General features: G+C 61.1%; 16 protein-coding genes. 2 read left to right on the plus strand and 14 right to left on the minus strand.

Annotated features, from left to right (window positions below; all coding sequences use genetic code 11):
• The first annotated feature begins 7 nt into the window (after positions 1-7).
• Positions 8-1,849, plus strand: a complete 1,842-nt coding sequence (gene ggt, locus KSW38_RS19155) for a gamma-glutamyltransferase (RefSeq protein WP_216926533.1) — start codon at positions 8-10, stop codon at positions 1,847-1,849.
• Positions 1,850-1,857: 8 nt separating this feature from the next.
• On the opposite strand, the gene KSW38_RS19160 is transcribed toward ggt, so the two are convergent.
• The 14 genes from KSW38_RS19160 to KSW38_RS19220 all read right to left on the minus strand — a co-directional run bounded on the left by KSW38_RS19160 (position 1,858) and on the right by KSW38_RS19220 (position 11,824).
• A complete protein-coding gene (locus KSW38_RS19160) occupies positions 1,858-2,487 on the minus strand; it encodes an NUDIX hydrolase (protein ID WP_216926534.1) in 630 nt (209 codons plus the stop codon).
• Entirely contained in the window at positions 2,484-2,669 is a 186-nt protein-coding gene (locus tag KSW38_RS23755; RefSeq protein ID WP_216926535.1) for a hypothetical protein, read from the minus strand. Before KSW38_RS23755 ends, KSW38_RS19160 begins: the two co-directional genes overlap by 4 nt.
• A gap of 55 nt (positions 2,670-2,724) precedes the next feature.
• Positions 2,725-4,422 (minus strand): daptide biosynthesis intramembrane metalloprotease, encoded by a 1,698-nt coding sequence (mpaP, locus tag KSW38_RS19170; protein ID WP_216926536.1) that lies wholly within the window; start codon positions 4,420-4,422, stop codon positions 2,725-2,727.
• Between the two features lie 11 nt (positions 4,423-4,433).
• The gene (locus KSW38_RS19175) at positions 4,434-5,651 is read right to left on the minus strand and encodes a YcaO-like family protein (RefSeq protein ID WP_216926537.1); all 1,218 of its coding nucleotides are present in this window, start codon (positions 5,649-5,651) and stop codon (positions 4,434-4,436) included.
• Positions 5,648-6,466, minus strand: coding sequence for a daptide-type RiPP biosynthesis methyltransferase (gene mpaM / locus KSW38_RS19180; protein WP_216926538.1), 819 nt, complete (start codon positions 6,464-6,466; stop codon positions 5,648-5,650). Before mpaM ends, KSW38_RS19175 begins: the two co-directional genes overlap by 4 nt.
• Before the next feature lie 82 nt (positions 6,467-6,548).
• The gene (locus tag KSW38_RS19185; protein WP_216926539.1) at positions 6,549-6,686 is read right to left on the minus strand and encodes a daptide-type RiPP; all 138 of its coding nucleotides are present in this window, start codon (positions 6,684-6,686) and stop codon (positions 6,549-6,551) included.
• A gap of 63 nt (positions 6,687-6,749) precedes the next feature.
• The gene (locus tag KSW38_RS23655) at positions 6,750-6,875 is read right to left on the minus strand and encodes a daptide-type RiPP (RefSeq protein ID WP_256449754.1); all 126 of its coding nucleotides are present in this window, start codon (positions 6,873-6,875) and stop codon (positions 6,750-6,752) included.
• A 49-nt stretch (positions 6,876-6,924) separates the two neighbouring features.
• Positions 6,925-7,068: a daptide-type RiPP gene (locus KSW38_RS19190; RefSeq protein ID WP_216926540.1), complete on the minus strand. Its 144-nt coding sequence runs from the start codon at positions 7,066-7,068 to the stop codon at positions 6,925-6,927.
• A 4-nt stretch (positions 7,069-7,072) separates the two neighbouring features.
• On the minus strand, positions 7,073-8,287 hold the full coding sequence (gene mpaC, locus KSW38_RS19195; RefSeq protein WP_254186712.1) for a daptide-type RiPP biosynthesis dehydogenase: 1,215 nt from the start codon (positions 8,285-8,287) through the stop codon (positions 7,073-7,075).
• Positions 8,284-9,564, minus strand: coding sequence for a daptide-type RiPP biosynthesis aminotransferase (mpaD, locus tag KSW38_RS19200; RefSeq protein WP_216926541.1), 1,281 nt, complete (start codon positions 9,562-9,564; stop codon positions 8,284-8,286). The genes mpaC and mpaD overlap by 4 nt, the downstream gene beginning before the upstream one ends.
• A complete protein-coding gene (gene mpaB, locus KSW38_RS19205; protein WP_216926542.1) occupies positions 9,561-10,580 on the minus strand; it encodes a daptide biosynthesis RiPP recognition protein in 1,020 nt (339 codons plus the stop codon). Before mpaB ends, mpaD begins: the two co-directional genes overlap by 4 nt.
• Positions 10,581-10,799: 219 nt before the next feature.
• A complete protein-coding gene (locus KSW38_RS19210; protein WP_216926543.1) occupies positions 10,800-11,150 on the minus strand; it encodes a DUF5655 domain-containing protein in 351 nt (116 codons plus the stop codon).
• Between the two features lie 145 nt (positions 11,151-11,295).
• Positions 11,296-11,616 (minus strand): hypothetical protein, encoded by a 321-nt coding sequence (locus KSW38_RS19215; protein ID WP_216926544.1) that lies wholly within the window; start codon positions 11,614-11,616, stop codon positions 11,296-11,298.
• Between the two features lie 28 nt (positions 11,617-11,644).
• Complete coding sequence (locus KSW38_RS19220) at positions 11,645-11,824, minus strand: hypothetical protein (protein ID WP_216926545.1); 180 nt, start codon at positions 11,822-11,824, stop codon at positions 11,645-11,647.
• Between the two features lie 102 nt (positions 11,825-11,926).
• Between KSW38_RS19220 and KSW38_RS19225 the strand changes: the two genes are divergently transcribed.
• On the plus strand, positions 11,927-12,304 hold the full coding sequence (locus KSW38_RS19225) for a hypothetical protein (RefSeq protein WP_216926546.1): 378 nt from the start codon (positions 11,927-11,929) through the stop codon (positions 12,302-12,304).
• Positions 12,305-12,313 lie beyond the last annotated feature (9 nt).

Below are 12,313 nucleotides of genomic sequence, written 5' to 3' on the forward strand. Positions count from 1 at the left end.
GAGAACCATGACACATGTGAGACGCCAATTGGCTGCGGTCACCGCAGCCCTGGCCCTAAGCGTGACAAGCGGAGCAGTAGCCAGTCCGGCCTTCGCCGATCCTCGCGAAACCGAGAAAAACCCCACAGCCACCGGATACGGCGGTGCAGTAAGCACGGTGGATCCGGAAGCTTCGGCGGCCGCCATCGAGGTCCTCCGCAAGGGTGGGAACGCAGCCGACGCCGCTGTCGCTGCGGCCGCCACCCTCGGCGTCACCGAGCCATACAGCGCCGGTATTGGAGGCGGCGGCTACTTCGTTTTCTATGACGCCAAGACCAAGCAAGTCAGCACCATTGATGGCCGCGAAACCGCGCCGGCAACCATGCCAAACGATGCATTCATCGATCCCGCCACCGGCAAGCCGTACCTCTTCACTACCAAGAGGCCCGAACTGCCAACCAGCGGCGTCTCCGTAGGCGTCCCCGGCACTCCCGCCACCTGGGAACGAGCACTTGAGCGATGGGGCACCCTGAACCTGGGCGAGGCACTCAAACCCGCCATCAAGGTAGCCAACCGCGGCTTCGTGGTGGACGATACGTTCCGAAACCAGACCCTGGACAACAAGTTCCGCTTCAACACCTTCACCTCCACGCAGGACCTCTTCCTCCCCGGCGGTGACGCTCCCGCCGTCGGGAGTATCTTCAAGAACCCCCAACTGGCGGAGACCTACCGCCTGCTGGCGAAGGAAGGCACCAGTGCCTTCTACACCGGTCCACTCGCAGAAGAGATCGTGTCTGCAGTAAAGAAGCCCCCGACGTCGGGTGACACTGATCTTCCCGTGCCACCGGGGTTCATGACCACTGACGATCTGGCTGCCTACAAGGCAGTGGACCAGGATCCGACTCACGTGAAGTACCGCGGCTATGACGTCTACGGCATGGCGCCATCCAGCAGCGGCGGCACCACTGTTGGCGAGTCGCTGAACATCCTGGAGAACTTCGAGCTCAAGGACATGCAGCGCGTAGACGCGCTGCACCACTATTTCGAGGCCAGCTCCTTGGCGTTCGCCGACCGCGGCGCTTACGTGGGCGATCCGGCGTTCGTTGACGTACCCACTGATGTCCTCACAGACCCGATTTTCGGTAAGGAACGCGCCTGCAAGATTGATCCGACCGCGGCAGCCCCCAAGCCGGTTAGCCCGGGAGACATAACAACGTACGACGGCGTGTGCCCGGCCCAGGCGGCACCGCTCGCCGACGAGACAGATACTGAGAACATTTCGACCACCAACCTGACGGTCGCCGACAAATGGGGCAACGTGGTGGAGTACACGCTGACCATTGAGCAGACAGGCGGCTCCGGAATCGTCGTCCCAGGCCGCGGATTCCTGCTGAACAACGAACTCACCGACTTCAGCGCCGTGTACAACGCCACTGACCCCAATAGGATCCAGCCAGGCAAGCGTCCGCGTTCTTCGATGTCGCCGACCATCATCCTTCAGGACGGCGACCCCTTCCTGGCGCTCGGCTCCCCCGGCGGATCCACCATCATCACCACGGTGTTGCAGACCATCCTGAACCGCGTGGATTTGGGGATGGACATCTCCGAGGCCATTGCTGCCCCGCGTGCTGCTCCGCGAAACGGACTCACAGTGAGTTCCGAGCCGGCATTCATTGATGCTTACGGTTCCGCGTTGGAGTCGTTAGGGCATGATCTGGATCCTGCCGGCGATGCATTCACCTCGGCGGCCGAAATTGGTGCCGCCACGGCAATTGAGTTTGGCGAAGATGGAAAGCTCACCGCCGCAGCCGAGCCGAAGCGTCGTGGAGGAGGATCCGCGATGGTACTGAAACCAACCGACGGGCCGTGACTGATGTCCTAGCCTGGAAACAGGCCTCGGACTGTTGCCTGCAGCTTGTCCAAGGCCGGGTTCGCTTGGGTGCTGGCAGCTTGGGTGCCGGCGACTCTGGTGCTGGCAGCGAATTTCATGAGTCCGCGACATGCGAGTCCGGCGTCAGTCAGCTCACCGCTCAGCAGAAATTCAATCAGTTCGTCGCTTGGAAGTAGGCGCACAAAGCCCGCCTCGGACGCGTCCCACGAAGGGTCGCCGCCGGGGCGGGCTTCTGCTGCGATGACGATGTGCTTTCTCCTGGACGAGTTGGCGGACCACCACTCGGATCCTGCGTAGTACACGGCCGACGATTCATAGCCTGTTTCCTCGGCCAGTTCGCGTTGGGCTGCCTCCACCGGCGATTCGTCATCGTTCAGGTAGCCCCCGGGCAGCTCCAGCAATGTCTTCCCGGGCCCGACGCGGAACTGTTCAAACAGCACCACATCGGTTCCGCCCTCGGTGAAGGCGAGGACCGCGGCGGAGTCCGGTCCCGCAATGATGTCCCATGTTGAAACCGTGCCATCCGCTTCCAGGTACGTGTCCTGGTTGATGGTGACAAAACCCTTATACGCACGCGTAGTCCAGAGCTTCCGCCACAATTCGTTCGAATCGTTCACTCTTGGCGGTTGGTCTTGAGTTCCCGGCAGAATCTCCACACCATCACCAACGAAGCGACAGCAATGATGATTCCGGAAATAAGGGACCAAACAGACTCGCTGCCGCTTGAAAGGAAAATGTAGACAGCGTAGGAGGCCATGGTGAGGGCGAGAAGAAGCCATGTCATCGGTTTTACGTTCACAATGAGTTCCTTGATCTGTTGGTAGAACTGAATCCGGCGAAGCTGGCTTCGATTCTCATGAGTGCCCTCCCGTGGAGTTGCCGCGTTCGGGTTGTCCGGGCCATAACGGGGAACGTGAAACGGCCTGCCCGAGCCACTCCCCCAGATTTGTCTGGCGCTGGCTGGTTACTTCCGCCCGCCCGGACGCGGGAAGGGAAGTGTTTTCTTGCACCTGACTGGCGTAGGCCAGCACAGGCAGCGTGGTGTCGGCGAGCGCTACGGGGACAAGGGTGTCCACTGGTGCCATGGATGACGACGGCGGGTGGTCGCCGATGCTGGCCCGGCCCAAGTTTTCGTGGATGATCATCCCCTGCGACTGCAAGGCGACGTTGTCGCCCGTTTCCAGCGAGTGATCGTCAGCGTCGTTGGGCATCACGATCAACAGCTGACCGTCCGCATAGGTGTACCCCGCTATGGTCACCTGGTTCACAGGGATCACGGCGAGAAGCGCCCCGATCGCAAGAGAGCCCAGAAGCGTGGCGAGGGCACGCCGCCACCATGGGCTGCCGTTTTCCGCGGCCACCCGGAAAAACTGGATGATGCTCCTGCACGCCATCACTACGAGCAGGCAGAGGAGGGCAAAGACCACGATGTGCCCTGCATAGCCGAGCGCAAGGAAGACGGGCACGATGCGTTGGAAGCCCACGAGCATAAACCCGACGCCGGCAACGGAGCTCGCCAATCCGAACCATGGAAGCAAACCATTGCCGGGAAAAGTTGCTTGGGCACCGAGAAGCCGGGAACCAACCACGTCGGCCAGCGCCTTGACGGATTTCTGGCGAAGGTGGGGAATGTCCAGAGCTGACATCAAGGCAACATAGCCGTCCAGCTTAATGAACGGGAAAAGATTCAAAATGGCGACTGCCCAACAAATCACCCCATAGAGAAGGGCCGCGTCTTTCGCCCAGGATGCCGGGAACAAGGTCTGGACCGCCAGCGCACTGCTCCCCAGGCCCAGATGCACCAAGGGCCCGGCCAAAGCAATCACTACCCGCTGCCTTCGGGAGCTCAACCGCCACCCGTCGGTTACGTCGCAGAAAAAGGCCGGAGATAGGTAGAACAGCATGATGCCAATACGCCGAGGCATGCCACCAAAGTAGGTGAGGGCCATTCCGTGGCCGAGTTCATGCAGGAAGGTGGAGGCAAACATCGCACCGGCCACGGCGAGATATACCTCAAGTGCCAGCGGCGTCGCCAGGACTCGCCAAATGCTTGAGCCAGCAGCCAAGGCGCCCAGTATGCCGCCCAGGAAAAGCAAGGCAAGGGGCACCATAGCTATCGGCCTCGCCATGGCAGCAACCGCAGGGCGCAATAACAGCAGGAGCGGCGCCGGGTTGAACAAGGTGAACTGCACCGTCAGCGGTGCCCGGAACTGAACGCGCCGGTCCATCCGTCCCTGCGTGCCCGATCCTTGCGCCCTCAATTCGTGCGCACCGTCATCGAAAATACCTATGTGTGCCAACTGGCGAACGATCCCCATGACGTCGGCAGCCGTCCACGGCAACCCCAAAAATTGGGCAACCTGGGCCGGATCCTTCTCACCGTCAACCGCCCTAAGCACAGCAGCTACATCTGCTGAGATCCGGGCCTTTGGCACATTGTTCAGGGCAATAATCCACGGCCCTCCGTCGTGCAACGGCTCATCAATAGATGCCGATGGGCTCAGCTGAACCGGCCACTGGGCAGCGGCCGGAACCCTGCGCGATCCGGACATAGCGAGCTTCCTCATATCAGCGGGTGCGGTGTTAAGGACAAGCCAGCAGGACCCTGCGGCATAAGGACCGCTTTGGTTTCGTCCATGGTCAAAGGAACCGCTCCCGGACAGATTGCTTTACCGGCTATCCAACCAAGCTCCCGAATTGCCGGTGGGAGGCGGTGAGTAAGGCTGACCCATTGGGATTGGATGTCGCGCCGGGCCAGATACTTCACCAAGTCCTTCACTTCCGGTGTGGCCTTGAACGCCGGAAATCGGGCTGGCTTGAACGATCGGAGCCAGGAAGACAATTCAGCCAAGGCTTGCTCGGTGGTCCAGAAGTCCGCACGGGATTCGTCGTCCGTTACCTCTGGAGATGCAGCCGCAGACGGCGTCCGGGACAGGAAGAGTTCGCGAATTTGCAGGCCTTCCTGGAGTGCTCCCCTCAGGGCGACGATGGGATCGGCTGCCGCTTTGAGTCCAACAGCGCCAAACTGCCCATTCCCGGCATGGCCGGTGATGATGCAGACCGCTACGTGCAAGGGGCTGTCATCGTGCGGGATGAAGGCAAGGGTGAAGTCAACGCCGGCAGCACGTGCAGCGTCCACGAGCAGGAACAAACTCCGGGTCTCCGGCGCGTCACGTACGTCTGCGGGCATGTCCTCGGCCACAAACTCATTGAGCGGAGCCCTTCGACGCCATGCAGAAAGGAAGGCATCGCGCTCAATGACTTCTCCGATGCCGGACACTTGTGCAAAGCGTTCTGACGGACCGGAAGCGGCCCCGTTCGGTGAAGGATCAAAGAACCCGCTCCATGGATCCACGTCCGTAGATCCACCGGCGGTGTAGTCCACCGTTGGCGCCGGTACGTATGATTCCTGGCCAGTCAGCAAGTTGGTGGCCCGGTACCAGGGGAACTCAAAAGCGAGGGCAGAGGCACGTCCCAACCCTGCGCTGACAAAGTCGATCCGCCCTTCCGTTCCATCCCTCGGAGCAACAAGGTGTTCGACGTCGGCTGCGGCGGGCATTAACGCGAAACGTTCTACGGCCTCCCCTGCGCCCCGCGTTATGGAGGCCCGCTTCTTCACGTCAAAAGCTCCGACGGCGGCTGCAAAGCCCTCCCCACGTGGCCGCCCATTTGCAAGCGACGCTACGGTTCTCCAGAGTCCCACCTCGTTGGGCAAGTAGACCGTGGCCGCGGACACGAGTCCCAGTGACGGATCAAGGGTAAGTATGGGATCAACGGTCATCTGCCACACACCCACAACTCGATGTCATTCAAGCCGGGTACCTGCGTTGCCATTCGAACCGGACGACGCCCCAGGATGGTGAGGCCCTCCGCCAGTACCTCTTCCTCGATGAGCGCGTTACTGACAAAAGCGATATCGCTCGAATACGCGGACGAGCGGTACGTGCCCCCTTCATTGAAGCCAACGTGAATCATGGTTACGTGCCGGGCACCGTTGACCGGATCACGGCTTTCCACGGTGATGAGGAATGCGTCGTCGCCCAACGCTGAAACTGTGGTGCCGCCGTCGTGTCCTTCTGATGGCTGGTGACTGTCGGCGTTTAGTACCGTCAACAGGAAGCGGCCGTCCGGCGCCAAGGCGTTGCGGACGCGGCGGAACAACTCCTTCCTGCCCAGAGTGTCCAGCAGCGTAATGGAACTGGCACCGAGAACGACGCAGCCGAAGCCGCCGTCGACCTCAAACCGTGACATGTCCGCTTCGACCAATACCGTTGGCACTCCGCGGGGGTTAAAGGCTTTGGTTGCGATCCTTTCTGCGAGCATTGCGAGCATTTCCGGAGAGGAATCGACGGCGGTCAGGGGTCTTCCGAGAGCCAGGAGCGGGCGGGTGATCCGGCCGGATCCTGCAGCCAACTCGAGAATGGGTCCGGTGGTTTGGCGGGCTGCGGCCAGGATCTCGGGAAGTTCGGTCAGGTCCCCGGCGGTGATCTGGTCGTAAAGACGGGCCCCTGAAACGCTGTACAAATCCTCGGGAGGATCCAGGTGGCCAAGGACGCGCAGGATGGCATCGGCAGACTTGTCAGGCGGGGTATTCATCAGCTCGTGTTCTCCGAGAGTTGGTAGGTGTCCGCGATGCACGCGGGCGGCGGCGAAAGGCCGCGCCACCCGCGTGCACAACCTAGGTGGCGGCGATTCCGACGACGATGCCGGCGATGATGATGACGTCACCAACGCGGACATACCACGGTGTATCGTCCGGGGTGTCGAGGTTCTCCAGTTCTTCGATGCTCAGCTGAAGGTTCGAGGTTGCGATCATTGCGTTCTCCTTTCTTCTGTTGTGGATCGTCCTGTTGTTGGACTATTCGGTCTCCAGGACGGGTCAGGTGATGCTGACGGCGATAACGCCGATGGCAACTCCCTGGGACACTCCGATGAACCAGTTGTTGAAGTCCGGGGTATCCAGCGATTCGATTTCCTGGATGGAGATGTTGAGCTGTTTCTGCATTTGCGTTCACCTCCCTTCATTGCGGGGTTGACTGGACGGCGCGGGTTCATCAGGTGATGGTGACGGCGATCCCGATCAACGCGAGGCCAACGGTGACCCCGTGGATGCGTTCGCTCCAGTCGTCAGGGACATCGAGGCTTTCCAGTTCCTGGACGTTGAGATCCAAAGTCCTGGGTGCAAGCGTGCTGCTCATGTGCTCACCCCCTTTCCCTTACCGCTGGTAGCTCGCCCACTGGGCGTGGCAAGTTTTGATGGTCCAGTGCTGCCTCGGAGAGCACATGCTGGACCTGCATGGCATCAAGGCCCCGCAGCATCGGCAGGCCGCCGCCCCAGTTCCGGAGGGCAGCGTCGGTAGTTTTCACCAATGCGTCCTGACTGATGACGCCCAGTCCAGCGATGCCCCACCGCAACATCATTTGCCTGATGCCCTTGGCGGGGTCGGGGTCCAGCGAAGGATCCGCATCGGTTACCACGGACCAGAGCTTCAGGAGCCGGCCACGGTCACCCCAGGCTGCGCTTCCGTTGGCCACCTCCGCCCAGATAGGGCCGACGACGGAGGCCGTGGCGGTCATCTTTCGGACTCCCGCGACATAGGCAAGTTCGTTGGCGACGTACCAGTGCTTCGCTCCGTATGGGTCACGGCCCACCAGCGCCCAACCGGTATGCGTCTCCATACTGACGTGGGCAGCCGTGAGCCTCAGCTCGGGCACATCCTCACGCATCAGCCGATTCCCGAGCCGGACAATCCGCACCAAAAGTGAGTGACCGTCGTCGTCGAAAATGCTGGAGCTGCTGCCAATCAAGGTCCCTGCCACCCGGAGGAATGCCTCGAGCAATCCTTCCAAGAGCAGGTGCGTGGGCAGGGTGGCGAGATTGCCGGCGTCGAGCACTGCCACGTCACCCGACAGGTGACGTGAGGCGATCAAACGGCGCCCGACGGCGGTGTCCAGGCACGCTACAGCGCTGACTTCGGCACCGGTCCCCACGGTTGACGGCATGAGGACGGTCCGGGGACGCTCATTTGGATATGAAACCGGAGGCAGGACGATAAGGCCCGAGCGCTTTGCATGGCGTTCGACGAAGATCGTCAGGCTTGGGTCTGCGGTGAACAACGCCGCGAGTTTCACTGCGTCCATCACGGAACCGCCGCCAAGTCCCACAACGGTCTGAATTCGATGCTGGCGAATGAACCTGCCTACATGCCGCAGTGTCTCTACGGTGACGGGGGCGGCGTTCAAGTCTAGGGTTGGCGCTCCACTCAGGTCGCCGGCCAAAAGGGCGTCTCTTTGTCCCGCAAGCGCTTTGTCCACCACCAGCCCGGTCCGGCCCCGGGTGAGTCCGCCAACGTACTTGGGCGCGATTCCTTCCTCCAGAACGACGCAACGCGTCCGCCAGGCACGGTCGGCGATCATGCGAACACTCCGTCGCGCTCAGCTTTTGCAATCCCGGCTTGAATGGCTGTGTGGAGTTCCTCGAAGTTCTCCGTGGTGTAGATCAGTGCAGGAAGGAGCTGGATCCGTCCAGGCCCGGGCTGCACAATGGCACCTGCTTGATGAATTCGTCTGACGACGGCCATGACCTGGTTCGGTGACAGCGGCAGCCCCTTGTGCGACTGGAGCTGGATGCCCCGCATGCAGCCCCGGCCTGAGGACCCGCTCACCCATGAATTGTTCCGGAGATTGGTAATGAGCTCGTCCAGGGCTGCTGACACCCGCTGAGTCAGAACGAGGTGATCCAGCCTTTTCATCTCGGAAATCGTGCTGAGAATAGCGGCGCAGGCAGCTGGAGTTCCGGCTTGGGTTTCGCCGTGGACAAAGATGGCCTCGTTCACATCGAAGAGCTGGTTTACGCGCTGGCCGATGAGCAGCGCGGCACATGCGCTGGTGCCATTGGTCAGTCCCTTGGAAGTGACAACGACGTCCGGAGCGTGCCGCCACGCATCCGAAGCGAACCACCCTCCGACCCTGCCAAACCCCGTGGCGACTTCGTCAGCAACAACAAGGAACCCATGCTCCTCCCTGTGCTTGAGGACTGCGGCCACGAAAGCGTCCGGCACAACTTCCGCCCCTGAACCAAGGACCGGCTCAATGACGATCGCCGCGACACGGTGTCCCTCCCTTGTCAGGAGTCGGGCCAGCTCCGCGCCGTCGTCGTCGAACCGGATATGCCGGACGTTCCGCCTGTCCACTCCATACACCGCTTGGCCGAGGTCGTCGCCGCTGAGTGCCTGACTGCCATAGGTGAGCCCGTGGTAGCTGCCACTCAGCCCGACGATAAGTTTGCGTTCGGGTTGCTTGTCCAGGACAAAGTAGTGGCGGGCCAGCTTCATGACGGCGTCGTTGGCGGCGCTGCCTGACGTGGAGAAGAGAACTCGCTGGAACTTGTGGGTGGGCAGTTCAAGGAGTGCTTTAGATGCCTCGATTGCTTTGCTGTGCGCCGTCCGGAAGAGCGGGAGGTAGGACGCTGTTTCCAGTTCCTTGGTTATGGCCCCGACAATCTGTGCATTGCCGTAGCCGAGGTTCGCGTTCCACAGGCCGCTCTTCGCGCAGAGACGTCGTTGCCCGTCCTCGAAAGTTACATGGACCCCTTGGGCGCTGACCGCTGTGTAACTTGTTGCTTCGAAACCGTTCTGACTGATGAGTGGGACCCAGAGCGGGAGCTGTGTCTTGGGCGTTGAGGATACGCTCATCGGGTTGCGCCGATGAGGTCGATGCCCAGCTGTTCGAACTGGTTCAAGACCGCCGCAACGGCACCAACTGCCACGGATTCTGAGACGTTAAGGGCTGACCCTATGACTCCAGCAGCCGCACTGACGTCTTGGAAGTTGGAGACGGCCTCGATGATAGTGGCCGCGTCAATCCCGATTCTGAAGATGCGGCCGGAAGTGGTGTCCAACAGACTGTGCTCACCACCGTGCCGAATGATGAACGGTGCACCTGGCGATGGCAGCTCGCCATTTGCGGATGCTCCGTAAAGGCTTAGCCCGAACCCAATAAGTTGAGTGCTGGCACGGTCCTCCCGGGGTATGAACTTCCAGGCATCCAATGCTGCAAGGTAGCGCGGAATCCATGGCCTGGTTGCCAGCGATTCGCGAACGCTCCGGGGGTCGCGTATCGAAGCAACCGCAGCCTCGGGCTGGAGCGCGAGCGATTTTCTTTGGAGATCGGTAAAGGGATCGCCGATTCGACCGATCTTCGCGCCGTACGGACCGCTGAGGACTGTTCCGTCGGCCGCTATGTGCAGCCTCGCAAGATGTTGGGAGCTTTGTCCGGCCAACAATCCGCGTTCTGCCAAGACTGCGTTGACCTCGATGAGCTGCCGAATAAAGTGGCCCGAACGGCGGGCTTCGTCGGCGTCGTCGAAGAATGCCAGCCAGTCATCATCGGAGGTGATGCGGACAAGCGTGACCCCCACAAGATTCACGAAGGGAATGGCTACGTAGTCCTGGATCTCCAGGCTGAGCGTGCCGTCCACCAGGAGCTCTTCCCCGGAAACATCGAAAGTCCCGGACACCGGAATAAGGCGTTCATCGTCCGCATCACCGTTCAGGACAAGAACAACGCATTGCTCACCTGCAAGCTCCTTCGCGTACGGCACATGCTCGGAATTCTCAACAAAAATTGTGCATCCGGGAATTCGCCCGGGGATCCCGGTGATCCACTGATCTACCGCCGCGGCAGTGGTCTGTTGTTCGTTCAGCGTCAATTACCCAACCCCCAATAGTTGTGCACGTTCCTGTGGGCGGCCCTCGATGCTTGCTCGAGGGCTCGTCCTTGAGAAGGACACTATGGGCGCGCTGAACGGACCTGCCGCGAAAAACTGGAACTAGGTGGCGAAAGGGCCAAAATTAGGTGGTGTTAGGGACCACCTAGGTGCTGGTTCAAGGGGGTCTAGGTGGTAGCTGGGCTGTACGCCGTCTGGACGCTACTTCACTGTCACGGTCAGCCCATAGGCCGCTTTGACCCAGCCCAGGAACTCGGCATCGAGATCTCGCGGTGAGCCCAGCAAGAACTCGTGATGCCATCGGGAAGCAGAGACCTGCTCCGACCGATGCAAACGATCCGTTTCCAGGGCATGGTCCAGAACCACGTTGACCAGAAGACCGCCCTTACGCGGATGGATACCAAGAAATGCGCGGCCGTTCACGACGTGGAACGACGTCTGCTTTTCCTCAACCTCAAACGGCCCCACCAACGTCAAGGCTTCCACCAAGGCTGCAAGAACTTCAGAAGAACCGGTATCGCCATCAATGCGTTCACGAGCTGTCCGAGCCATGGAGAAAGCCTACGCGCAACCGAACACATGACGCATGGGACGTTATGCCAGGCGCGCCACACTTCGGCGGGAAGCCCGGGGTGCCGAGCCGTCGGAGAGGGTGGCGTGAGTCTATCCTTCGCGCTCTAGAAGTGCGGGTCCCTAGTTAGTGCCCGAACATCTCCAGGCAACCGCCGTCCATGATGCTCCCACCGGTCTCCACTGTGACGGGGCCCGTGAGCGGAACATACCCGTACAGACAGCCTCCGCTTGGTACTGTGACCCCGAACCTGACGCCGTTGCCGCCGTCGTCCGTCTGTACTTCGTTGAGGCTTAGGGCTGTGAACGCGGTCTCGACGTCGTCCGCGTTTGCGGGCCTCGTGAGCGCATCCAGCGCTTTGCGCGCGGGACCGACGTGCGCGTCAAGCTGTGCGAGCATTTCCGGGGTCAACTTCCTGCGTTGACGGTAGGTTTCGTTCCCTGCCATGGCCGCTTCGCCGTCGTACTGCGCACAATTACTGTCCGTCCGTGGTTCTGTGCCTGCGCTCGGGCAAGCGGCGGTTGGCTTCTGAGAGGGGCTGGTTGACGTTGACGCCACCGTCCCCGGCACTGCGCACCCGACCGTGGCGGAAAGCACGACGGCGGTGATCGTAAGTCCCGCTGGCACCGGCCATGATCTTGTTTTCCCCATCCAAGGGACCTTACGGGAAGAGTTGTGCGCCGGGTAGTTAATTTGTCCAACGATTTGAATATGTTACTTTGGACTCCTCGTCGTCGAACGATTTTGGGGGAAATCAATGACAGCGAAGTCCAGCAAAAAGGCGAACTACTGGATGGCGGTGCCCGCCGCGTATGGCGGAACGCTGGCGGTTGTGGTGATCACCGAATGGCCCTGGCCGCTCATCGCCGGTGCCGCCTTTGTCCTGCTACTCATTCTGCAGCGATTCCATGGGCGCGCAGAGCACAAGGCCCAGGCTGAACCCGGAACGGATAGCGCCACACTGGGACTGCTGAGCTCTACCTTCGGCGCGGCTGCCATCCTCATCCACGGATCCGATATCGCGGTCCGGGCGGGGCCCCTTTTGGGACTGATCACTTTTGTTACCTTGCACTTCTGGCTTGCCAGGCGGGGCAGGATTCATCAGCATGCTTCCGGCAACCCCGAACTGAGGTAGGGGCAATCC

This window comes from Paenarthrobacter aromaticivorans (genome assembly GCF_019038615.1).
Classification (GTDB): Bacteria; Actinomycetota; Actinomycetes; order Actinomycetales; family Micrococcaceae; genus Arthrobacter; species Arthrobacter aromaticivorans.